This window comes from Cupriavidus sp. 05N39, assembly GCF_056397325.1.
This window is the reverse complement of record NZ_JBFTNE010000079.1, coordinates 1-23,563: the sequence shown is the minus strand read 5'-3', so window position 1 is coordinate 23,563 and position 23,563 is coordinate 1. Positions and strand designations below refer to the sequence as shown.

The window sequence follows — 23,563 nt, the reverse complement described above, 5'->3', positions numbered from 1 at the left end:
TGAGCACGGGCTATGCCATCTACCCCGCCGATCAATGCAATCAATTAGCGATCAAGCAGGGAATCGTTCATTGATCGCATGGATGATTTTCCGGATGGTGGAAGCGGCGGCAATCGACTGTGCCCTGACCGGTACAGGCCAATATGGGGCATGCACTGGGGCGGAACGCGCCGGCCCCGCGCGGACGCCCGGAAGCGGTGCAATCCTGCAATCACGCACCATCATCGAGCACTAAAAAATGCAATCACTTAAGGCATATAAAGCGATCAATGTGATAGCCTGATGCCTCGGTACCTTGTACGCATGAATCGCCTGGAGCCCCCCTTGTCCGGTCTTGCCAGCCACTGGCTGAAACGCCTCTCCGAGAGCGCCAAACCCGCCTACCTGACGATCCCCGACCTGATCGAGGAAGACCTGGCGAGCGGCCGCCTGCAGGCCCGCGACCGGCTGCCGGCGCTGCGCGACCTGGCCGAGGCGCTGCGGCTCAACTACACCACCGTGGCGCGCGCCTACGCGGAAGCGCGCAAGCGCGGGCTGATCGACGCCAAGGCCGGCAGCGGCACGTTTGTCCGGGGGCGCGCCCCGGCGTTGCCGCTGCGCGCGGGCACCGGTGCCGAGATGACCATGAACATGCCGCCCGAGCCGCCGGTGCTGACGGCGCGGCTGCGCGAGTCGGCCGGGCGCCTGATGGGTGCCACCGATCCGTACAGCCTGCTGCGCTACCAGGATTTCGGCGGCACGCCGGCCGACCGCGCCGTGGCCACGGAATGGCTCAAGCGCTACGTGCCCGCCTGCCGCGCGGATACCGTGCTGATCTGCCCCGGCATCCACAGCGCCCTGGTGGCGCTGGTATCGCTGCTGGCCCGCCCGGGGCAGACCATCTGCCTGGATACGCTGGCCTATCCCGGCATCAAGGCCATCGCCACGCAACTCGGCGTGCAGTTGCAGGCCCTGCCCAGCGACGAGGAAGGGCCGCTTGGCCCGGCGTTCGAAACCCTGTGCAAGACGCAGAAGCCCAGCGCGCTGTACTGCAACCCGACGCTGCAGAACCCCAGCACCCGAACCATGCCGCAAGGACGGCGCGAGATCCTCGCGGATATCGCCCTGCGCTACAGCGTGCCGATCATCGAGGACGACGCCTACGGCATGCTGCCGCAGCGCACGCCCGACGCCATGGCCACGCTCGCGCCCGAACTCACCTACTACGTAACCGGCCTGTCGAAGTGCTTTGGCGCGGGATTGCGCATTGCCTTTATCAACGGCCCCACCGCGCGCCAGACCCAGCGCCTGGCCGGCACCCTGCGCGCCACCACCGTCATGGCGAGCCCGTTCAACACCTTGCTGGCCACGTCATGGATCAAGGATGGCACGGCGGAAGACATGCTCAAGGCCATTCGCGCCGAGAGCGTGGCCCGGCAACTGGTGGCCCGTGAGGTCTTCGCCGGGCGGCCCTATGATGCCGACCCCGAAGGCTTCCATCTCTGGCTGCCGGTACCGCAGGACAGCGGCTGGCGTCCGTCCGAGCTGGCGCTGCACCTGCGCTCGCGCGGCATTGGCGCGGTCTCGAGCGCGGCCTTCTCTACGGACGGCAACCCGCCGGACGCGATCCGCCTCTGCCTGGGCGGACCGGGCGACCGCGACGAGATGGAAGAGTCGCTGCAGATCGTGGCGGATACGCTGGACGATCCGCATCACCTGCATACGGCGATGCTGTAGCACCCGGCTATGGCTGGCGCCCGCGGGTAATCACCTGCCCCGCCCGCGCCCCGGTGTGGCCGTCCTGCTCCCATGTGACGGTGCCGTTGACGATCACGCAGCCGATGCCTTCCGCCGGCAGCCTACTTCGCCGGCATGTAGATCCGCGTCTGCAATTGCGCGGGCGGCGTGATGCGAGGATCGTTCACATACTGCTCGAACATGGGAAAGTCCGCCGGCACCGCCCCGCTGTTCGGCAGCCACTCCGAGAACATCCAGTTATAGGCCTTGTTCATCTCGTTGTAGGGGCCCGTATAGGTCAGTATCGCGCAACGGCACGCCGGGATTTCGAAGCGCACCAGTTCCTCTCCCAGGTCCGCATCCGGCGCAACCGACATGCCGGCCAGCGAACGCAACTGGTCAACCGGCACCTGCTCGGGATCGTCGAAGTACACACCGAAACCGGCGGTTTCCTGGCTGGCAACGCCGCGGCTGGCCGCCAGCATGAAGACGCGGGCGAACACCGGGCCGATTTCCTGATAGCTGCCGTGATGGCGCAGCGCGGCCAGCATGGTGCCAGGAAAGGTTTCGATCGTGATGGGATACATGGATAGCTCCTGAGGGTCGAAGGGACGGGAGCGGGCTGCGCGATACCGTCCCGGCGGCATGCCGAAGGTCGCGCCAAAGGCCCGGATGAACGCCGCGTCCGACTCATATCCGGCACGCAGCGCCACATCACGCAATGAAGCTTCCGTACCCGCCAGCGCAACGGCCGCACGGTGCATGCGGATGCGTTGCACCGTGGCCTTCACCGTTTCTCCCATCATCGCGCGATAGACGCGATGGAAGTGATACGGGGACAGGCARGCCAGGTCCGCCAGCCGGTACAGGTCCGGGTCAGCGTCGGGATGGCTTGCCAGCCAGCGCAGGACGGGGTCCAGGCGCTGGGCGTACTGGTTTCGGGTTTCGGGCTTCATGTGGTCTCCATGGCGCGCAATGTACCGGAGGGAGCCTTGCAGATTTTGCGGTTTTTTGAGTTCATCCGACTCTCGTGTGGGTCGATTCGCCGCCGGGCTGGTTCCAGCACTGCCGTAGCTCCCCTGGCCCCGGTTGTTCTCCCATTTCATGGGAGAGGGGAGCAAACCGGCGTTCTGCCTGCGGCCACCCGCACCGGCATGTAGTACCCGCACGAAAGCATCCCCGTGGGCGCGTGCCGGCCTAATGCCAGCCGATCACCGTCTCGGTGCCGTGGCAGCCGGCGTAATTGTCGCAGCCGGCGCAAGCCGGTTCAGGACAGGGATGCAGGTCCAGCCGCAGACATAGCTCGTGGTAGAAGAATTTCTTCCACTTCATGTCCGTGGTGTTGGCTGCATGGAGCGAGGGAAAGTAGTCCCGCAGCAAGCGCGAAACGTCGTGCCTGCCGGCCAGGCCCATGTCGTGCCAGAGATGGGACCCGCCAAAGCAGCCGCTGGCCAGCGCATGAGCGGCCCAGCGCGTTTCCGTGCGGGCCGGATCGCCCGAGGAGACCAGCATCTCCACCAGGTCGGCAAACTCGCAAGGCAGCGCGGCGGCATCGACAGGCGCCGACTCGGGCGCCCACCCCGCCGCCCTGGCGCCGGGGAAGCAATGATCGAGCATTTGCCAGAACTCGGGCTCAGCCAGGCCGAGCCACTGCGCGAACCGAGGCAGCCTGCCGGCGTTGGCGCTTTCCAGCACGCCGGCCAGCGCGCGGCATGCCGGCTCGCCAGGCGACAGCGAAAACGCATCAAGGATCAGCAACGACTGGTTCACGGCAATGCCTTGTGGAGTTGGACACGCCAGCCATGCCGGCTCTGGCGGCGGCCGTGCGGTAGCCGGCCATTGCCCAATTTCCGAAATATAGCGGTGTATATAACGGTAGTCAACGCAAGGCCATGGAAGGCTCTACAGGGCGCAGGGGTGCCCCGTGGCCCGGCGGCTCGCTCAAAGCACCAGCCTCTCGAAGGGCACCGGCGGCGAAATGGCATATCCCTGCAGCAAGTCCGCTCCAAGCGATCTTGCCAGCACCATATCGTCCGGACTCTCCACGCCTTCGGCCACGGTCTGCAGTTCCAGCGAGCGTGCCAGGTCCATCGACGAAGAGAACAGCCGCCTGGCGCGTTCGGCATGCCGCGCCCGGTGCAACAAGGTCTTGTCGACCTTGACCTGCGTGAATGGCAGCAGGCCAAGGGCTTGCAGCGATGCGTAGCCGGAACCGAAATCGTCCTGCGAGATCACCATGCCGCGCGCCGAGAGCGCGTTGAGGTTCTCCAGCAGGCGAGCCTCGCCCTCGCGGGAGATCCGGGTCTGTTCGGTCAGCTCGAGCACCACCCGCGAAACATCCAGTCCATGCGAGATGCTGGCATGCACAAAGCCCTGGACAAACCCCGCGGCGGCCGCGGTCCTCGGGTTGACGTTAAGGGCGAACCGGCCCGCGTAGCGGGGAAAACGAGTCTGCACGCGCCCGCAAGCACCCAGGAAATGATCCAGCAGCAGGGTTTCCACCCCATGGCTGGTGATACTGCCGATGAACGTCTCCGGCGCATGATGCCGGCCTTTGTCGGACCAGCGCGCCAGCACTTCCAGCCCGACGATGCCGCCATGCTGCGCACTGATCTGCGGCTGGAACACCGGGTAGATATGTCCGAGCTCGATGGCGCCGATCAGGTCGTCCCTGGTGAGCACAAGCAGTTCCTCGCTATCCAGGCTGCGATCCATGGCGCCCGATGGCCGCGACATCAACCGCCGCAGCCGCGCCATGCGCGCTGCCGCGGCATGGCCCTCGCCCTCCGGCCCGGCGCTGGCCACGTCCGGATGCGAGGCCGCCTGGCGGGCAGACACCTTGCCCCTGATAAACGCGTAATGCAATCTAAGCTCCTGGAAGGCCCTTTCACGGTCGGGCACGACTGCACATTCATCACCTGGGAACCGCAAGCGAACACGCCACATCGCGACAACGTCATGCCGCCCGGCAACTCTACTGGCTCCGCTAACGGCGATTTCAAACTACGGCAAACCTGAAAACCGTCCCTTATGCACGCCCGGCCCCATTCTTTCAGCGCCCAGCCATCCACGGCAGACCCCGGTTCCCCTCCTAAGTAGGACCACCTACCAAGGCAGGGTACTGACGCAATACAACCCATAAGACAATCCGTCCCAGCAAGACTGACCCCTTGCTGAACCACTCAAGGGGTGTAGGGGCGCCCTGCACCTACACCCTTCTTTTTCCGGGTCAGGCCGTCCCCCTCCAGTCCCGTTGCCATTCACCTCGCCGGCCGCGCTTGGCGCGCACGCCGGTCATCTCGCACCTTCAATCCCGGCCGCGCCCCGAAACCCGAATTCCGCGAGCCTTGCCCTAAAAACCCGAGAAGCGGATACCAATCGAGCCATAGCCGTAATAGCGGTCCATCTTGCCCGCCGTGGCGGCATTGTAGAGAAACGGAATGGTGCCCACGAAGTTGTGCAGCGAGCCCTGCCCGCGCAGGAACACTTCGACGTTCTTCACCACCGCATACGACAACTCCAGCCCCAGCGTGTGATTCGACTTGATCGGGGAATTGCCGTACGCGCTGGCACGGCTATCGACGTTGCTGCGCAGCAGGTACTGGAACTGGTAGCCCAGCCTGGCAGTGAAATTCTCGTACTTCCAGCGCCACGAGCCGCCTAGGTTCAGGTAGCCGGCGGTGTAGTTGAAATCGTCATTGATATTGAGCCCGTACTGCCCGGCGTCGGTCGAGAAACTCGCGGACTGCAGGTTGACGTTGCCAACGCGGCAAGGCGCGGCCAGGCTGCCGTTGGCGACATTGTCGGAGTTGATGCCGACGTTGAAATTGCACCCACCCTGCTGCAACCGCGTATTGAGCCCGCCGATGGTCACACGGCTGACGCCCAGGCCGATAAACCCCGTCAGTTTGTTGCGCTCGGTCAGGTCACCGGAGAAGATCACATCGGCCTGGCCCTGAATGTCATTGGCATTGTTGACCGTGACGCTGTTGAACGTGGCATTCCTGACCTTCAGGGCGGAAGAGCGGCTCAAGCTACCCGAGTGGTCGCCCCATAGCGAGAAACGCACCAGCAGGCGGTCGCGCGCGCCGGGCTCGGCCAGCGGGTCGTAGTGCAAGGCCAGCATCCAGGTATCGATCTGGTTGTTGTCCGGCCCGTAGTCGATGCCGCGGCGCCAGTACGTGGCGGAGCCCGACCATTTCGGCGAGAACTTGTAGCCCAGCATCAGCTTGCCGCCGCGGTAATTGCCGGCATTGTCCGGCGCGCCGCCATGGCTGTTGAAGATGTCCATGGCGTTGTTGACCATGTCATAGCTGGCCTCCGCGCGAAATGCAGTGAACTCGCCCGTGGTGGGTTCGGCCTGCAAGAACACATCGTCGGGCGCCGCATTGGCAACGCCAGCGCATGACAAGCCCAGCATCAATGCGCCGGCATTGCCGAGCCAGCGCGTGCGATACAACAGCATAGGGAGACTCCGAGGCCAGGGGGCGGACCTCATCCACGGCGTTGGCCGGGTCGTGGTCCGGCAAACTGCACACAAAAAAGAAGCCGGTCACCCGCCATCGCGCCTGCGGGCGCGCGTGACGAATGACCGGGCAGCCCTCCCCGGACTACAGGGAGGGCCTGACTGCCAACCGATCAGGGATTCAGCGTCACCGTGGTCTTGATGCCGTTGCCGCTGACCTTTGCCGAGGCAGTTTCCACCGTCTGCGCCGACGTCTTCTGCGCGCTGCCGTTGACCAGCGCGCCGACGTTGACTGCCTTGCCGCCCTGGCCCGACACCGCGAATGTCACGGGGAAGGTAGCGGTCGACTTCGGCGTGAGCGCGTCGACCTGCGTTGCGCTCAGTGCCCCCGCGGTCCTCAGCTTGGCAAGGAGAACGGTGAACGGCAGGTTCAACGAGCCGCCGTTGGCGTTGTCGAACAGATTATCGGCAGCACCGTTGCTCAGGTTCGCGCTGGCCGCAACCGTGCCGGCAATGCGGAACGAGTAGTTGGTGCCGGCAGGCACCTGGGCCGCCGTCAGCGTCGAACCGTTGAAGGTCAGCGCCACCTTCTCGATGATCACGTCGACCTGGCTGCCGTTGTATGTGTAGCTCAAGCCCGCACGCACTTCCGCAGCGCCGCCGGCGAACGCGTTGCCGCTCTGCGAGACCGCCACCTTGATTGCATTCAGCGTGCCGCCCGTCACCGTCACCGTATCGCCGATCGGGAACAGCTGGCTGTTGATGGTCAGGCTAGCCAACTGGATAAAGTTGGTCGGCTTGACGCTATCTGCCACAGTATTGATGGCGCCCGAATCGACACTGCCACCGAGGTTGCCGGCAGCGGTCTGGATCGCACCCGCGTTGCCGGTTGCCACGGCACCGCCGAGCGCGCCCAGCTTGGTCGTCAGCGTCGAGTCGCCCAGCGCGGCCGGCGTCACCGCCGCGACCAGCGCATTGCTCGCCGCCGACTTGGCACTGTCCACCACCGCATTGACCGAACCGCTTTGCTGCAAGGCAGCCAGCGTGGCGGCCGGGTCGGCGCCCAGCACAATGGTGCCCAGGGCCGCGTTCACGTTGGCGACCTGGCTGGCCACGACCGGGCCGGCCAGCGCGGCCACGTTTGCCGCCACCGTGGCGATACTGGACTGCACGCTGGCCGGAAAGCCTGCCTTGGCATTCTGCACGGCCGATGTGATGACCGTGGATACCAGTGCGCCGCTGGTCAGGTCGGCGGTACCGGAACCTGCATTCACCGCGCTGGCCACTGCGCTGGCGGCTGCCGCCGCTGCAGCTTCCGCCGTCAACGTGCCGCCCGTGGTCTTGGACAGGCCAGCAAGCGTCTTGGCGACCTGGTCCACCAGTTGCTGGACCACCACCGAGGCCTTCAGCACGGCGGCGTCATTCATCGGGTCCAGGGTGGAGAGGTCCTTGCCTTGCAGGCCAAGCTTGGTCGCGAGTGCCGCTGCCTGGGCGGAGCCCAGTTGCGCGACCAGGGTCGTCAGCGGCGTGACCACGGGCGTCACACCCGCCTTGTAGGCCACGGCCGGCGCCTGCAGCACGCCGGTGAAAGGCTGATTGGTGCCGATGTCGGTACCGCCCGTCACCTTGAGAGCGCTGGTTGTGCAGCCATCCGGGAACGTGAAATCCCCGTTCGCCTTGGTTGTCGCCGTCTTGTTGCTGCAATCGAGAAAAGTCACCGTGGCCTGCGCCAGGTAGAAGTCGACCGCCTTGCCTTGCACAGCGGCCGGCGTGGGTGTGGGCGTGGGCGTGGGCGCCGGTGAATCCGAGCCCCCGCCGCAGGCCACCAGCGTCGCTACCGCGGAAGCCGTAAGGCCGAGGGTAAAGATATTCCTGATATTGGTTTGCACTCTTCTCGCTCCTGAAATCACTACGTCATTACTTCGATACGTCGTCTATGGATCCCGAACCACACCAGGGCAGCGCACCGCCTGTGGTGCCCTTCGCCGCCCCGGCTATTCGCCTCTCATGGATACCCTTGCTGGCTCTTGCAACTGCAATCGGCATGACCACTTCGCCAGTGCCTTTGCCAGCCCAACTAGATAAACAATCGCCACTACCGTGTCACCCCTACTTGGCGGGGGAAAGCGCGGCCTTGCGTGTGGGAACGCAAGGCCGGCAACCCCGCACGGCCGTTGACAACGCTGCCGCGCATGTCCCGGTGTTGTTTCGCCGAGTACAGCGAACGCGCCGGATAAGCCCGGAATGCCCGATGCGGCTGATGCCGCTAATGGAGAATGGGGAAGTCCTCCCGCACAAGCCAGCGTGCGATATACCGGCCCATTGCCTCCAGCAGGACATCGGAAGTCAGTCCTGTCGCGCCCGCCAGTGCGGGACACACGATCCAGGTGGTACCGTCGTGATCCAGCACACGCAGCGTCTTCGCCAGGTCGGCGGGTTGCAGGACATAACTGCCAGTCCGCGCGCTCTCCAGGCCGAACGCGTGCACGAAATCGCCGAAATGCCGCTCACCCAGGCATACCACCACCTTGGGCTTCCATTGCCGGCGAATGCCTTCGATAAAGCGGAAACGATTGCCATTGCGGCAAAGATCGACATAGCGCTGCTTGGGCACCAGCGCCGGTTGCCCGCGAAACGCCCTTGACCACGGCGTCTGGCCAATCAGGTGCGCCGGCAGCGGGAAAAGGCTGAGCTTGAATTCGGCGCCGTTCGGTGCATAGAGATGTTGATCGAAGTAATGCTTCCAGTCGCACTCATCCTGGGAACAGGAGAATGTCTGCGCCCGCGCCGCCGCCATGATCCTTGCGATCTTCTGATGGGACTGCCAGCGCTCCATGCTGTCCCTGTGCCGGTCGCGATATGCGTGATCCCAGGCGCCCGGCTGCGTACGCGGCTCCAGTGGCGCCACCAGCGACTCTACCCAGGGATGCGGCGTACTGTCGCAAAACCAGACGGCCCCTGCGGGATTTCCCCCTTCCATTCCAACGTAAGACGCGAAATACGCGTCCAGCTGCTCACGTGAGAATACTGCCTTTTGTTCTATTTCCATGCCCCTACCGCTTGGTGGAATTAAAGATGCCCACGCACCGAGGCAAACTTACCTGTACGACATGACGGGCGTGAGACGCCTCGGATGCATCGGCAACTCTCTAATAGAACGATGGAGACAACCCACTCCACTGAAGGGGGAACGCAATGACCGCTGGCGCTCTCGCGCACCTTCCCCCTTCGTATCGGATGCCGGCCGGCACAATGCCAACGCCAGGCTTCGACGGATTTGACCTGCCCACAACCAGTCTGAATCAGTGCATTGCTTTTGGATATGGCTTTCAGGAACATATATTGTGAAACCCGCGATGTTCCCGATGCCGTCCCAAAGAGCCTGATCTCGTTTGCGCGAAACACTTACTAGGCGGAGCGAGATTTTGCGCGAGATTTGACCGGTCCGCGCCCCCCTTTGGAGGGATTCTCGGTAGTCTTCTTTCCCTTCTTACGAAGGGTACCCATCGCGCGAGACGAAGCGCCATTCGACGCCCCGCCGTCTTCACGGCGGCTTTCCGTACCCGTGGCATGGAATGTGTATCGCCGATGACAAATGCGGTCCGCAAGCAAATTCATGCGAGACCGCACGCCACCGCGCCCTTGTGGAATACAAATCGCGCACCAGATTAGCGAAAAATCGTTTAAAGCCGGCAATCAGAATTGCGATGTCTTTTCCAAAAGGATCAGTGCGCGCCGGCAATCCGTAGTTCGCTTGCGCGTGGTCGTCGCAACGCAAGGCCACTCCCACCCCTCTGTTTCCCTTCTCCCGCAGGGTACCGGTAGCTACCGCTGCGCCGCACTATTCGCACCAATCGCAAGATGAAGGAAGCCTGCCGGGAAGCCAGCCAGCATCGGCTCGTCTCACGTGGCATTCCCTTTTTTTCTCGTCCTGCTGCAGGCCAGGCAGTCATCATTTACCGCACCTGGATCACCGGTGCCGGATTTGCAATGTGGATATGCAAATGACATCCGCGCTTACTCAATGGCTACTCGCTCTACCGCGCCGTGGCAAAGTCGTTCTCATGGTGACGGCAGATATCATGATGCTGCCGCTGTGCTTCTCGCTTGCGCTGCTCCTGCGCAAGGGAGATGCCGACCTGCTCAATCAATACGGCGCGTTCCCACCGCTGGCGATCGCGCTGTTCACCATCCCCGTGTTCTACCTGAGCGGGCTCTACCGCACCGTGCTGCGATTCATCGATCTCAAGGTCTTGTGGATGTCCGGCATCAGCCTGGCCGCGCTGATCGGACTGACTTATCTCTTGTCCCTGCTGATTCAGGACGACTACCTGCCGCGCACCGGTTTGCTGATCTACTGGTTTATCGCGTTTGCCTATGTCGTCATCTCACGCTTCCTGGCACGCGCGCTGCTGCGCACCTCGCATTACCGCAAGAACCGCAGCAAGGTGGCGCGCCTTGCGATCTTCGGCGCCGGCGAGGCTGGCTTCCAGCTTGCCCTTGCGATGCGTGCCAGCCCCGATCACCAGGTGCTTTGCTTCTTCGATCACGACATCACGCTGAACAACAAGATCGTGGCCGGCCTGCCCGTCTATGACGCCAAGCGGCTGACCGAACAGCTGGGCCGGCTGAATATCGACGAAGTCGTGCTGGCCATTCCGTCGGCTTCGCCCGAGCGCCGCCGTGAAGTGGTGGAAAGCCTGCGCACCCAGGCAGTGGAAGTGCGCACCCTGCCCACGCTGCTGGAACTGGTGGATGGCAAGATCACCACGCAATCCATCCGCGAAATCCGTATCGAGGATCTGCTTGGCCGCGAGCCGGTGCCCCCCAACAAAAGCCTGTTTGCCAAGTGCACGCGCAGCAAGGTTGTGATGGTGACAGGAGCCGGCGGCTCGATCGGCAGCGAACTGTGCAGGCAGATCGCCACGCAGGAACCGCGCAAGCTGGTCCTGTTCGAACACTCCGAGTACGCGCTGTACACGATCGAACAGGAATTGCGGCAGCTCTTTCCGGGGCTGGACATATCGGCGCGCATCGGCTCGGTGTGCGATCCCGAGGCCGTCACGGCCGCGATACGCCAGAGCCGTGTCGATACCATCTACCACGCCGCCGCGTATAAGCATGTGCCGCTGGTCGAGTCGAACATGCCGGAAGGCATCCGCAACAATGTGCTGGGTTCGCTGACCGTCGCCGATATCGCCCACATGTACGGCGTGGAGACTTGCGTCCTGGTCTCGACCGACAAGGCGGTACGCCCGACCAACGTCATGGGCGCGAGCAAGCGCATGGCCGAACTGGTCTTCCAGGCCGCCGCCGCGCGTCCGCGCACCCGCACCACCTTCTCGATGGTGCGCTTTGGCAACGTGCTGGGTTCATCCGGCTCGGTCGTGCCATTGTTCCGCCGGCAAATCGAATCCGGCGGGCCGATCACGATCACCCACGCCGACGTGGTCCGCTACTTCATGCTGATCCCCGAGGCGGCGCAACTGGTGATCCAGGCAGGCGCAATGGCCAAGGGCGGCGAGGTGTTCGTGCTGGACATGGGAGACCCTGTACGCATCGTGGACCTGGCACGTACCATGATCGATATGTCCGGACTGCAGGAAAAGACCAGGGACAATCCCGGCGGCGATATCGAGATCAAGGTGGTAGGCCTGCGCCCGGGCGAGAAACTCTATGAAGAACTGCTGATTGGCGAGGGCGTCATCCCCAGTTCGCACGAACGCATCATGTGTGCAAAAGAGCACTCCACCGAAGAGGAGACGCTGCACGATCTGCTGGCCGCCCTGTTCGCCGCCTGCGACACGCGCGATCCGCTCAAGATCCAGAGCCTGGTACAAGCGATCGTGCCGGAGTACGCGCCCTACAGCTCCCTGGATGGCAAGAGAAGCAAGGCGCCGCGTCCGCGCGTACTGCTGCCCTTCCCCTTCGGTGCCCGCGTGCGCGGGCCGGAGGAGGTGCTGGCGGATTTCGCGGAACTGAACGCCAAGCAAGCCAAGGCAGGCTGACCTCGCGCAAGCGGGTCTGTACGGAGTCCAGCGGTTTCCTGTACATTGGATCGCGCCGCAGCCTGATTACCAGGCTGCAATTCCAATGCCATGACTGCGTACAGACTCGCCCAGCCGCAACCGCCGCCGGAGCCCGCCTCCGGCATACCGCACACCCGCTTTGAAGTCGGCACCGCAACCGGGACCCGGTCATCCGCCGGCCAGATCCTGGCCTGGCGCGATCGCGTAGGCCATGTCATCGACCTGAACCTGACGAAAGAACAAGTCGCCCGCCCCTTCGCGGCGGCGATCGACAGGTACCTGGTCGAGGACATGGTCTTCACCGACTGCCGCTGCGACGGCGTCAACCTGCACCGCACGGTGGCGCGGATCTCCACCGACGCCATGCGGCACTATGTGTTCCAGGTGTTTATCGGCGGCAATGCGGGCCTGGTCGAAGGCCGGCGGCGCAATCCCACGCCGCGCCACGGCGGCATCCTGCTGACGGATCTGGGCCAGCCCGCGCGCCTGGTGCGCGACCCCTCGCACGCCCTCTCGTTCTTTATGCCGCGCCCGCTGATGGACGCCGTCTTTCCCGATGCCGAGTCGGCGCACGGCCGCATTGTGGAGGCCAACACGCCAATGACGATGCTCGCGGTCGAGCACGTGACCGTGCTGGCCCGCGAACTCCCGCGCATGACACCAGAGCAGGCCACACCGGCCTTGCGCGAAGCCATCCATCTGCTCGTGGCCGCCTTCCGCAAAGCCGCGCGGCTGGAAGGCGACGCGCGTTCCGCCACCCGCAACGCCATGCTCGCGCGAGCCCGCCGCCTGATTGACCACGGCGCCCACCAGCCGGATATATCGCCCACCGGCTTGCTGGCGGCGATGAACATTTCCCGGCCTTCGCTGTATCGGCTGTTCGAGCACGAAGGCGGCGTACACGCGTACATCCGCAAGCGCAAGCTGCGCGCGGCGGCGTCGGAACTGGTGCGGTTTCCCAATCTGCCGGTGATCGAGATTGCTTACGGGCTGGGCTTCTCCAGCGCATCGGATTTCACGCGCGCGTTTCGGCGCGCCTACGGCATGTCGCCGAGCGACCTGCGTATCGAGGCCGCCAGCCCGCGCCGCGAAGAGCTGATGCGCGCCGCCCTCAGGGTACAGGGCCAGGACTATGAGCGCTGGCTACGCCGACATCTGACAAGCCATGAGCGGAGCGCCAACGACGGCGTGTACCGCGGACCATGACGCGGGCGCTGGCTTCATGTCGCCGCGCGCGTCCGGCGCGTGCGTATCGACACGCTCCGCAAAATCCTCGTGCGACAGCCAGTGGCTGATGAAGCACCCCAGGGCGTTGAGCAAAACGTCGGAGCTTAGGCCGGCGCTACCGGCAACGGCCGGGCAGACGATAAGCGTGGTGCCCTGCCGCATATAGACCTGCAGAGTCCTGGCCTGGTCAGCCGGCTTGAGCAAGTGCTCGACTGCCGGAATCCCCTGCATGCCGAAGGCCTTCAGAAAATCGTCGGCATGGCGCTCGCCCAGGCACACCACCACCTTGGGACGCATCCGGCGGCACAAGCCACCGATAAACCGGAACCGCCCTCCGTCCCGGCACAGATCGAAATAGCGCTGCTTGGGATTCAGCTCCGGCTGGCCCTGATAAAGCTTGGACCAGGGGAGCCTGCCTTCCGGCCGGATTGCAAGGGGAAAGAGGTTCAGCTTGAACTCCCAGCCGCATGGCCGGTAGAGCATCTCCTCCAGGTACTGCCGCCAGTCGCCTCCTCCGGAGCGCCCGTAGAGTATCTTCTCGCGTGCCGCCGCCATGATCCGGGCAATGCGCTGATGCGTCTGCCAGCGCGCCATATCCTGCCGGTGCCGGCGGCGAAATGCCTCGTCCCATGCATGAGGCTGCGGTAAAGGCCGCAGCGAATCGCTCAGTGGCGTCTCGACGCCACTGGGTGAAAACTCGCAAAACCATACGGCGGCCGCGGGGTTCCCGCCTTCCATGCCCGCATACGACGCGAAATAGGCGTCGAACTGCTCGCGGGTAAATGCACTTTGATGAATTTCCATAGGTCCGGCAGGGGCTGGCGTTTGTGGCAATTGCTRAACGGCTTTGCTCCTTCGCCCGTTCCCCGCACGGGAGCCCGACACAACTCAACCAGAGGCAGAACCAGTCACGGCCTTCGGCGGATGCGGCACCAGGCGCTCGAAGCAAAATCCGCAGGCAGGATAATGCCGCCCGCCGGAGATACTTGACCGTGCGTCTCACTTTTTGGCGGCCTGAACATGTAATCCTGGGTATCCGCCCGGATACATTGAAGACAAAATCCGGCATAGGCACCCGCACGAACAGCGGCATGGCGCGGCCCGAGTTCCTTCGCACCGAAGTGGAGCAAGCCAGGTCAAGATGCGCCATTCGGATCTGGCGATGCTCCGTGGATGTGTAACAGAATGCGGCGTACGGCCTCGAGGCGCTCCGAGAACCCCGCGAGGCCGATTTGCATCCGTTATTCACCCAAATGGGTGGTAGCTGTCAAACAGAAGTGGATTGATCCGGCACGTCCACAAGCGCCAGTTCACTCAGTGCCGAAATCTGCAATGCAAGATCCGCCGCCAGGGAAAGCAGGCTCTCCTGAATGTTCGCATCCATGCTGACGAATCGCTCAAGGCAGTTGCCATGTGTCATGAGCAACAAGGCGTGAAGGTGCGCGGCTTTAGCGGCGGCGAGTTCGGCGGGAGATTCGAGTTTGGCGCAGGTTGTAAGAGAGGTGTTACGCCCCGACCGGCACGCGGTGACACCATATCGTGTGACTTCATGCATGGCCGCGACCTTGTGCTTGCTGTTGAACCTTCCTCGCGAACCACGAATGCACGACAGCAACGCGCAGCAGATCGCCACGGCTACATTCGGGCGTGCGGTGAGGCAAGGTAACGGGCGGACTTGTACGAATGGAAATGCGGAAAATGCACGAACGAGCACTACAGGCGAGATTCGCCATGAGAGACCTCCTGTACAACGGTTATCGAACCGCTCCCCGACGCCAATCGGGGGGGGCGGAACCGTGCGGGTTGGCGTACCAGGTACAGGATCTGGCGGGCCTTTCGGCCCCCCACACGGCCCGCCCATAGGAGGCAATGCCGTGCTCAACGGACGTGAAAAAAGCCGCAACTTGGCGGCTTGTCCGCCTGTACTTCGGGACGCCAATCCCGGTCATCGCTGTTTCGATGGCGATCGGAGTATAGCGCGAATGGCCGCACCGTTGCGCAAAACCGGGATTGCGGGCACGTCGATGCGAAGGGACACCGCCCGCGCGGGGCAACGATGACGCGCCCGGGGTTTAAGAAAGTCTACGCAGCCGTACAGATACCCGCCGCGTACCGTTGACTGGATCCGTATAGATCTGCCGCGTATATTGTTCGGTGGCACCGAGCCACACCGCCGCGCGCTGCCAGAGCGCCGCCTTGGTCGGGTTGACCGTGCCATGCATATCAACCAGCAGCACCACGGCAACCGGCAACGCGACGAGTAAGGACAGATGCGCCGGGCGCAAGTTCGGCTGCCAGCGCAGATACGTGCAAACAACCATCGCGCCGACTGCCATGCCAGCCAGCGTTTCAGACAGCGTGTGATAGTTGCCGGCCAGCAGCGTCACCGCCATGAACATCGATGCCGCCAACCCCAGCAGGAATCCCCATCGCGCGGCTTGAGGCCCGGCGGCGGAAAAGAGCATCATGAACAGCAGCGGATAGATTGCCGTGGTCTGCATCGCATGGCCGCTGATACTGTAGAAGCCGATCGACGGCAAACACCAGCCGCCTAGATCGAACGCCAGCTTGCCGGCAACAATCACCGCGATGCCGGCACCCAAACAGGCCAGCCAACGGATGGCGCGTGCCCGATCCCCGCCAAGCAGCAAGGCAACGGCGATAGACACGGCAAGCGGCAAAGTCCACGTGCTATCGCCGAGCGGAATGACATGTGCCCACAGCGTCATGACCGGGCGCCCGCATCAACACGTGCCCGCCGGTCCGGACAAGCCGCGCGCGTCCTTCCCGCCTTCGTGTGCCCCCTGTCAACCACGCGTAGCCCGCTCCACCACCGCGCGAGCCGCCTGTGCGGTCCGCGCAATCTCTGCCTCGGTCAAGGTCGGATGCACCAGGAACAGCAGGCTGGTCTCGCCCAGTTCCTTCGCCACTGGCAAACGCTCGGCCGGACGCCATCCCGTACCATCGAACGCCTTTTCCAGATAAACCTCGGAGCAGGAACCCGAATAGCACGGCACCCCCGCTGCGTTGATCTCCGCCATGATCCGGTCCCGATCCCAGCCTTCGGCCAATGACTTGGGTTGCACGAACGCATAGAACTTGTACCAGGCATGCTCCACGCCTGCCGGCGGCAGGGGTACCCTCAGCGCCTTGCACGGCTTCAGTGCCTCGGCCAGCGTCATGGCGTTCGCCGTACGCCGTGCGGTCCAGTCCGCCATGCGCCTCACCTGGATACGGCCGATTGCCGCCTGGATCTCCAGCATGCGCCAGTTGGTGCCAAAGGACTCATGCAACCAGCGGAAGCCCGGCGGATGCTCCCGCTCGTAGACCGCCTCGTAGCTCTTGCCATGGTCCTTGTAAGCCCACATGCGCGCCCACAGATCACGGTCGTTCGTCGTCACCATGCCGCCTTCGCCGCCAGTCGTCATGATCTTGTCCTGGCAGAAAGACCAGGCGCCGACATGACCGATTGAGCCTACAGCCCGCCCTTTGTAGAACGCACCATGCGCCTGGGCACAATCTTCGATCACCGCAAGACCATGCTCCTTGGCCAGCGCCATGATGGGATCCATATCGCAGGGCCAGCCCGCGAGATGCACGCAGAGGATGGCCTTGGTACGTGGGCTCAGCACCGCCCGCACAGTCTCGGCGGTAATGTTCTGGTCATCGCGATCCACGTCGGCGAAGACTGGCGTGGCACCAGCCAGTACGATACTGGATACGGAAGCCAGGAAGGTACGGGAGGTGACTATCACCTCGTCGCCAGCGCCAATGTCCAGCGCCTTCAGGGCCACGTCCAGAGCCAGGGTACCGTTGGCCAGTGCGACGGCGTGTTCCACGCCTACCCAGGCGGCGAATTCGCGTTCGAATTCACGGCCTTCGGTGCCGGTCCAGTAATTGACTTTGTTGGACGCCAGCACGGCTTGCACGCTCGCCATCTCCTCGGGCGAAAAACTCGGCCAAGGTGAAAATCCGGTATTCAGCATTTCGCTTCCCTCTCACTTGACCATCGGGCGCGCGGGATTACCCACTACCGTCGTGCCAGCGGGCACATCACGCGTTACCACGGCGCCCATGCCAACCACCGCGCCACGGCCAATAACCAGCGGCTTGCCTGGCTTGCCCTGCTTGAGTACCGCGCCGGTTCCGATATAGGCGTGGTCTTCAATCAACACGTTGCCATTGCACTTGACTCCCGGAGCGAAGGTCACGTAATCCCCGATGACGCAATCGTGGGCAACGTAGGCATAGAGATTGGCGTGAAATTGCTTGCCAATCCGGATGTTGCTCGTCAGGGTCACGAACGGACAAATCACCGCGCCGGCGCCGATGCTGACGTCATCCAGCATCACCGCGTTGGATGCAAGTATGTCGATGCAACCAACGCCATCCTGCTCCGCACGCAATGCCAGCCGTTCTCGTACCTGGCTGTCAGCGATCGCGAAGCCAAGCTGTTTTTTGGCCGCGGGTACCTCCAGGAACTGCGCATACGACAGCACCCGATGGCCATTGCTTAGCGGCGCATTCTCTCCGTCGTCCACGAACACCAGCTCAAACGGTCCGGTTCCGGCAGCCGTCAATTGCCCGCGCGCCAGGGGCATGACTTCGCGCCCGAATCCGCTTGCGCCATAGATTCCAATCAACCTCATCGCTTACTCCTTTTGTTCATTGGCCGGGACACCGGTGAACCGCGTCATGGTGGCTTCGCCGGTTGCGCTGATCCCGTCGCGCACCAGCACCTTCTTTACCGTCAAGGCCAGGATTTTCAGATCCAGCCAAAACGTACGATGGTCTACATACCAGGTATCCAAAACGAATTTCTGCTCCCAGGACAGCGCATTCCGGCCGTTGATCTGCGCCCAGCCCGTAATACCGGGACGAACCTCGTGGCGGCGCGCTTGCTCTGGCGTGTACAGAGGCAAGTAGTCCATGAGTAGCGGGCGCGGACCTACCAGACTCATATCACCCTTGAGTACGTTCCACAGTTCGGGGAGCTCGTCCAGACTAGTGGCGCGAAGGAAACGGCCAAAAGGCGTCAAACGCTCCGCATCCGAGAGCAACTGCCCGCCTGGCCCGCGCGCATCCGTCATGGTGCGGAACTTGACCATCTGAAATGACTTACCGTGCAAGCCGGGCCGCGTCTGTCGAAAGAACACAGGGCTGCCGAGCTTCCGTCTCACCTGCCATATCAGGAACAAAAGCGGAACCCCGAGCACCAGCAAAGCCGCCGCGGCTAAAACGATGTCAAAAAGTCGTTTCATCTTGAAGGAGTATTTAACGTCAACCGCCGGAAAATGGCACCGAACCTGGCAGCACCTACGGCCAGCGCTAGGTGGTCCTGGTAAAAGCGCTTCGCCCCATTCCCCATCCTCTGCAACTCCTCGGCCGACAGCGCGGCCAGAGATTCGGCTGCGATCGACAGCGTCTCCGGGTTCTCGGATTCGGTAGCCATTCCCGCCCCCGATCGCGCGACCAGATCGCCCGCATCTCCATCCACCGCCATCAGGAGCGGTTTCCCCGCAGTCATGTACGCCTGCGTCTTCGAGGGGATGGTTATCCGGAACAGCGGATCCTTGCGAAGATGTACAAGGAGGGCGTCCGCTGCGTTCAGCACGGTTCCCACCTCGGCCATCGGCACCGGCGGCAAGAAAACGACATTCCCCAACTGCAACTCGGCAGCCCGTGCMTTCAGCCGGTCAACCTCAACCCCGCCACCAAGCATGACGAAACACACGCGCGAGTCCCTTGCCTGCAGCAGCGCTGCGGCATCCAGCACCGAGTCAAGCGCCTGAGCCTTACCCATGTTGCCGGCAAAGAGGATTCGGAACCTCTCCCCTCCGGGAAATTCATTCGGCAGTCTGCCGCTTGGTGCAGCCAATGCGGCCTCGTCGGCCCAGTTGTAGATCACGTCGATCTTTGCGGCAGGCACGCTGCGCTGCACGAGAAGGCCATGAATAAGCCGTATATAAGAGACGACGCAGCAAAACTCACGTAGTTCAACACCCGCTTGATTGCGGACTGATCGTGGTTGGGATACAGGGGGACGCGCGTCACCTGCACGCCGTCGATCACTTCACGCTGCAGTAGCCTGATTCGATAGCCTGGGTACACCTTTCCGCTGGGGTAGTTCGGAAAACCCGTCAGTACCTCCACTTCAAAGCCCTGACGCACCAGCTCACGCGCAAATACCATGCCCTTGAAAGTCGGCTCAGGGTCGAACCACTGCGTCAGCAACAGAATCCGAGTGACCATGCGTCAGTACTTCTTCCACACTACGCGGTTCACGTAGTCGGTATAGCTGTGCAGGATGCGAAGTACTTTGTCCGAAACATTCGGCATGCTGTAGTCCGCCACCTGACGCAGAAGCCGGCCTTCGCCACGAGGCTGGTCCGCCAGGATCGCAATGCCTTGCATGACACGCTCAACCTCGAGGCCGACCATCATCACGGCCGCCTCCTCCATGCCCTCCGGCCGCTCATGCGCCTCGCGCAGATTCAGTGCCGGGAAGTTCAGGATGGAAGACTCCTCGTTGATAGTCCCGCTATCGGACAGTACCGCCTTGGCGGCAACCTGCAACCTGTTGTAATCCGTAAAGCCGAGCGGTTTCAGCAATTGCACATTGGAATGAAACTTCGCACCAATGGCATCCACACGCTTCTGCGTGCGGGGGTGAGTCGACACAATAACCGGCAGACCATAGTCCTCCGCCACGGTGTTCAAGACATTGACCAATTTCCCGAAATTCGAATCGGACTCAATGTTCTCTTCGCGATGCGCGCTCACGACAAAAAAGCGTCCATCCGCCAACTCCAGCCGGTTCAGCACATCGGAGCGCTCGATGCCCGGCCAGTAGTGCGTCAATACCTCGGACATCGGGCTGCCCGTCTTGATTACCATATCCGGCGGCAAGCCTTCACGCAGCAGATACTCGCGGGCAATGGAACTGTACGTAAGATTGATGTCCGCCGTATGATCGACGATCCGGCGATTGATTTCCTCCGGCACGCGCTGATCGAAGCATCGATTCCCCGCCTCCATGTGGAACACCGGGACCTTGCGTCGCTTCGCCGGCAAAACAGCCATGCAACTATTGGTGTCGCCGAGAACCAGCACCGCATCCGGCTTCTCTGCCGCCAGCACGGCATCGACGGCAATGATGATGTTTCCGATAGTCTCTGCCGCGGAACCTCCTGCGGCATCAAGAAAATGGTCCGGCTTGCGAATACCCAGATCATCAAAAAAGATCTGGTTCAGTTCGTAGTCGTAGTTTTGACCGGTATGCACCAACACATGGTCGCAGTACTCATCCAGTCGCGCCAGAACGCGCGAGAGGCGAATGATTTCCGGCCGTGTCCCGACCACAGTCATGACTTTTAGCTTATGCATAGGGCTTGTGCTTACAACGGACACGCAAAGGTGTCGGGCCGGGCGCGATCGAACACCTCGTTCGCCCAGAGCATGACGATCATCTCGTCGGAACCGATATTGGTGATATCGTGCGTCCAGCCCGGCACGGTCTCCACAATCTCAGGGTTCTCGCCGGATGTGACCAGTTCATGTGCCTGGCCGGTCTGCATATGGCGAAACTTGAACCGCGCCTGGCCCTTGATCACCAGGAATTTCTCGGTCTTGCTGTGGTGATAGTGACCGCCCCGCGTGATCCCGGGATGCGCCGTGAAGAAGGAAAACTGGCCGGCGTCCGGCGTCTTCAGCATTTCCACGAACACGCCGCGCGGATCGCCATATTGCGGGACCGGGTACGCGAATGAATCCACCGGCAGATAGCTGACGTAGGTAGCGTATAGCGCCCGCACCAGTCCAGTTCCTACGCGCTCGGTCAGCAGCGTTGCACGGCTATCCTTGAAGGCCTGGATCTGAGCTGCCAGTTCACCCACCGTGGTGGTGTACTGTGGAGCCAGTGTCGCAAAGCCATCTCCATCCACAACGGGGTCCGAGCCATCCATCAACTGCACAAAACGCTCAATCACGTCGTCTACGTATACCAGGGTCACGGTCGCGGCAGGATCGTTGACCTGGATCGGAAGATCACGCGCGATGTTGTGGCAGAAGGTCGCTACAGCTGAGTTGTAGTTTGGTTTGCACCATTTACCGAAGACATTGGGTAGCCGAAAGACATACACCGCGACTTGGTGACTGCTGGCGAGCTGCCACAACGCCTCTTCGGCCAGGGTAAGTCAGTCAAGTCGTCGGCGCGCGTAAAAGCTGTGACATGCACGTCATTACGCTCGCCAAGGTGCAGCCGCAAGTTCTTTCCCACAAAGCCATCGGCTCCGGTAATCAGCACTTTCATAGCGTCAATCCTCCGCCACAGCGTGCTCTCCACGCGATATGCGCTGCATGAAGTCAAGTTTGAGCAACAATGCCTTCATCTCCTCGACATCCAGGCGGGTTGTATTGTGCGAGTTGTAGTCTTCGCCATGAGTACTCCTGGTAATGCGCCGCTCACCTTCCTCTACGAACTTGGCGTAGTTCAAATCACGTCCATCAGGGGGGACCCGAAAGTACTCTCCCCTATCTTCCGCACAGGCCATCTCCTCGCGACTTAGCAGCGCCTCATACAGCTTCTCGCCATGACGCGTACCGATCTCCCGTACCTCATGATCGGGCTTTCTCATCAAGCCGAGTATGGCCTGAGCGAGCACTTGTACAGTAGCCGCCGGTGCCTTCTGCACGAAGATATCGCCATTGCTTCCGTGCTCGAACGCGTACAGTACAAGTTCCACTGCATCGCCAAGCGTCATCATGAAGCGAGTCATGCCGGGATCGGTCACTGTGATGGGTTGACCCGCCAATACCTGTGCTACAAAAAGCGGAATTACCGACCCGCGCGACGCCATAACGTTGCCGTAGCGCGTACCACAGATTACGGTACCCGTTCCCTCCAGGTTTCGACTAGCGGCGACCATGACCTTCTCCATCATTGCCTTGCTAATACCCATCGCGTTGATGGGGTATACGGCCTTATCGGTGCTAAGGCAGACCACCCGCTTTACCCCCGCACTAACTGCTGCCTCAAGCACGTTCTCTGTGCCTAACACATTGGTACCCAAGGCCTGCATGGGGTGAAACTCACAAGACGGTACCTGTTTCAACGCAGCAGCATGAAAGACGTAGTCCACCCCGCGCATGGCAGCTGTAACGCTGCGCATATCGCGTACATCACCAATATAGAACTTAAGCTTCGGATGGCTGTAGCGCTTCCGCATGTCATCTTGCTTCTTCTCGTCCCGGCTAAATATCCTAATTTCTGACAAATTAGAGTCCAATACACGCTTTAGTACCGCGTTTCCGAACGATCCCGTTCCACCCGTTATAAGAAGCGTCTCATTATCGAACATTTTAAAATTAACTCCCACCAGCAATTCGAACAAAAAAACTCAGCCTGGATTCAACCCGAACAAATATTCTTTCCCACAACCATCGAATACCAGCGCCCCCCCCAACCATCAATCGAAAATATCTCTGAAACTCAGCCAAAACAGATACTCGATTCAACCACCCTATTAAATAGCTGTATATTTGCGGCTCTAACCTCACCACTAGCGCCCACTTCTTCAGCATAAATTTTCGCGCGAGCTCTCGCCGAATCCAATTCCACCGAGCTCCAGGTGCTCAGCGCTTCGATCGCATTGGCAAACGAGCCCGGGTCAGAAAGTGGAAACTCCCAACCAACACCACGCTCATCAAGCTGGCGCCACGGTGTTTCATTGCTAATCAGAACAGGAGTCCCAACCCGCAAGGCCTCAAAAATTACGTGACCAAAATTTTCCCCACGAGTTGGCAGGAAGAACAGATCGTATTGAGCCAGTGTCCGTGCAACGTCCCTGTGCTCCACACTTCCGTGCACCGTGACCGCGATATTCCTTGGCAATTCATCAATTAATCTTTGACATTCAAGCCAATACGAGGCTTCCTCTTGGGGGCCATATATGTCAAATACTACCGACACTCCCACTCGAGAGAGGACTCTCAACGCATAGTCCAGATTCTTCATTGGCACAATGCGAGAAAGAAAACAAATCCGCAACTCCCTCTCCCCTCCGTGTTGACTCAAATTTTGAGAGCGCTGGCTCTCCAACGGTTCCAGAGCCATCGGCAACAGGTC

At 61.9% G+C, this 23,563-nt stretch carries 21 protein-coding genes; 3 read left to right on the top strand and 18 right to left on the bottom strand.

Going from position 1 to position 23,563, the window contains the following annotated elements:
• The first annotated feature begins 324 nt into the window (after positions 1 to 324).
• Positions 325 to 1,716, top strand: coding sequence for an aminotransferase-like domain-containing protein (locus AC1DN0_RS29905; RefSeq protein WP_441625714.1), 1,392 nt, complete (start codon positions 325 to 327; stop codon positions 1,714 to 1,716).
• Between the two features lie 122 nt (positions 1,717 to 1,838).
• On the opposite strand, the gene AC1DN0_RS29900 is transcribed toward AC1DN0_RS29905, so the two are convergent.
• The 6 genes from AC1DN0_RS29900 to AC1DN0_RS29875 form a co-directional block, all read right to left on the bottom strand.
• On the bottom strand, positions 1,839 to 2,672 hold the full coding sequence (locus tag AC1DN0_RS29900) for an AraC family transcriptional regulator (protein ID WP_441625716.1): 834 nt from the start codon (positions 2,670 to 2,672) through the stop codon (positions 1,839 to 1,841).
• Between the two features lie 241 nt (positions 2,673 to 2,913).
• The gene (locus AC1DN0_RS29895; RefSeq protein WP_441625718.1) at positions 2,914 to 3,486 is read right to left on the bottom strand and encodes a nitrogen fixation protein NifQ; all 573 of its coding nucleotides are present in this window, start codon (positions 3,484 to 3,486) and stop codon (positions 2,914 to 2,916) included.
• 171 nt (positions 3,487 to 3,657) lie between these two features.
• On the bottom strand, positions 3,658 to 4,581 hold the full coding sequence (locus AC1DN0_RS29890) for an EAL domain-containing protein (RefSeq protein ID WP_441625720.1): 924 nt from the start codon (positions 4,579 to 4,581) through the stop codon (positions 3,658 to 3,660).
• 487 nt (positions 4,582 to 5,068) lie between these two features.
• The gene (locus tag AC1DN0_RS29885; protein ID WP_441625722.1) at positions 5,069 to 6,181 is read right to left on the bottom strand and encodes a hypothetical protein; all 1,113 of its coding nucleotides are present in this window, start codon (positions 6,179 to 6,181) and stop codon (positions 5,069 to 5,071) included.
• Between the two features lie 173 nt (positions 6,182 to 6,354).
• Positions 6,355 to 8,070 carry a hypothetical protein gene (locus AC1DN0_RS29880; protein ID WP_477111140.1) on the bottom strand — a complete coding sequence of 572 codons (1,716 nt, stop codon included), beginning with the start codon at positions 8,068 to 8,070 and terminating at the stop codon, positions 6,355 to 6,357.
• A gap of 377 nt (positions 8,071 to 8,447) precedes the next feature.
• The gene (locus tag AC1DN0_RS29875) at positions 8,448 to 9,089 is read right to left on the bottom strand and encodes an XpsR family transcriptional regulator (RefSeq protein ID WP_441625726.1); all 642 of its coding nucleotides are present in this window, start codon (positions 9,087 to 9,089) and stop codon (positions 8,448 to 8,450) included.
• Between the two features lie 1,096 nt (positions 9,090 to 10,185).
• Here AC1DN0_RS29875 and AC1DN0_RS29870 point away from each other — a divergent pair.
• A complete protein-coding gene (locus tag AC1DN0_RS29870; protein ID WP_441625728.1) occupies positions 10,186 to 12,189 on the top strand; it encodes a polysaccharide biosynthesis protein in 2,004 nt (667 codons plus the stop codon).
• Between the two features lie 90 nt (positions 12,190 to 12,279).
• The gene (locus AC1DN0_RS29865; protein WP_441625730.1) at positions 12,280 to 13,416 is read left to right on the top strand and encodes a helix-turn-helix domain-containing protein; all 1,137 of its coding nucleotides are present in this window, start codon (positions 12,280 to 12,282) and stop codon (positions 13,414 to 13,416) included.
• Here the strand turns inward: AC1DN0_RS29865 and AC1DN0_RS29860 are convergent.
• From AC1DN0_RS29860 to AC1DN0_RS29805, 12 genes are all read right to left on the bottom strand, one after another.
• Positions 13,354 to 14,241, bottom strand: coding sequence for a transcriptional regulator (locus tag AC1DN0_RS29860; RefSeq protein WP_441625732.1), 888 nt, complete (start codon positions 14,239 to 14,241; stop codon positions 13,354 to 13,356). The two genes, AC1DN0_RS29865 and AC1DN0_RS29860, sit on opposite strands and share 63 nt — an antisense overlap.
• 463 nt (positions 14,242 to 14,704) lie before the next feature.
• Complete coding sequence (locus tag AC1DN0_RS29855; RefSeq protein ID WP_477103402.1) at positions 14,705 to 14,992, bottom strand: hypothetical protein; 288 nt, start codon at positions 14,990 to 14,992, stop codon at positions 14,705 to 14,707.
• Positions 14,993 to 15,509: 517 nt separating this feature from the next.
• The gene (locus tag AC1DN0_RS29850; RefSeq protein WP_441625736.1) at positions 15,510 to 16,166 is read right to left on the bottom strand and encodes a phosphatase PAP2 family protein; all 657 of its coding nucleotides are present in this window, start codon (positions 16,164 to 16,166) and stop codon (positions 15,510 to 15,512) included.
• Between the two features lie 78 nt (positions 16,167 to 16,244).
• Positions 16,245 to 17,423 (bottom strand): DegT/DnrJ/EryC1/StrS family aminotransferase, encoded by a 1,179-nt coding sequence (locus tag AC1DN0_RS29845; RefSeq protein ID WP_441625738.1) that lies wholly within the window; start codon positions 17,421 to 17,423, stop codon positions 16,245 to 16,247.
• 12 nt (positions 17,424 to 17,435) lie between these two features.
• Positions 17,436 to 18,086: an acetyltransferase gene (locus tag AC1DN0_RS29840; protein WP_441625740.1), complete on the bottom strand. Its 651-nt coding sequence runs from the start codon at positions 18,084 to 18,086 to the stop codon at positions 17,436 to 17,438.
• A 3-nt stretch (positions 18,087 to 18,089) separates the two neighbouring features.
• Complete coding sequence (locus AC1DN0_RS29835) at positions 18,090 to 18,698, bottom strand: sugar transferase (protein WP_441625742.1); 609 nt, start codon at positions 18,696 to 18,698, stop codon at positions 18,090 to 18,092.
• Positions 18,695 to 19,366 carry a glycosyltransferase family 4 protein gene (locus AC1DN0_RS29830; RefSeq protein ID WP_477146217.1) on the bottom strand — a complete coding sequence of 224 codons (672 nt, stop codon included), beginning with the start codon at positions 19,364 to 19,366 and terminating at the stop codon, positions 18,695 to 18,697. Before AC1DN0_RS29830 ends, AC1DN0_RS29835 begins: the two co-directional genes overlap by 4 nt.
• Positions 19,342 to 19,689, bottom strand: a complete 348-nt coding sequence (locus AC1DN0_RS29825; protein WP_477146216.1) for a hypothetical protein — start codon at positions 19,687 to 19,689, stop codon at positions 19,342 to 19,344. Before AC1DN0_RS29825 ends, AC1DN0_RS29830 begins: the two co-directional genes overlap by 25 nt.
• 3 nt (positions 19,690 to 19,692) lie before the next feature.
• Positions 19,693 to 20,823 (bottom strand): non-hydrolyzing UDP-N-acetylglucosamine 2-epimerase, encoded by a 1,131-nt coding sequence (gene wecB / locus AC1DN0_RS29820; protein WP_477111139.1) that lies wholly within the window; start codon positions 20,821 to 20,823, stop codon positions 19,693 to 19,695.
• 11 nt (positions 20,824 to 20,834) lie between these two features.
• Positions 20,835 to 21,611, bottom strand: coding sequence for a polysaccharide biosynthesis C-terminal domain-containing protein (locus AC1DN0_RS29815; RefSeq protein WP_477146215.1), 777 nt, complete (start codon positions 21,609 to 21,611; stop codon positions 20,835 to 20,837).
• A 141-nt stretch (positions 21,612 to 21,752) separates the two neighbouring features.
• A complete protein-coding gene (locus AC1DN0_RS29810; protein WP_441625873.1) occupies positions 21,753 to 22,796 on the bottom strand; it encodes a polysaccharide biosynthesis protein in 1,044 nt (347 codons plus the stop codon).
• Between the two features lie 131 nt (positions 22,797 to 22,927).
• Positions 22,928 to 23,563: glycosyltransferase (locus AC1DN0_RS29805; RefSeq protein WP_477146214.1), on the bottom strand; the 636-nt coding region annotated here is incomplete at its 5' end.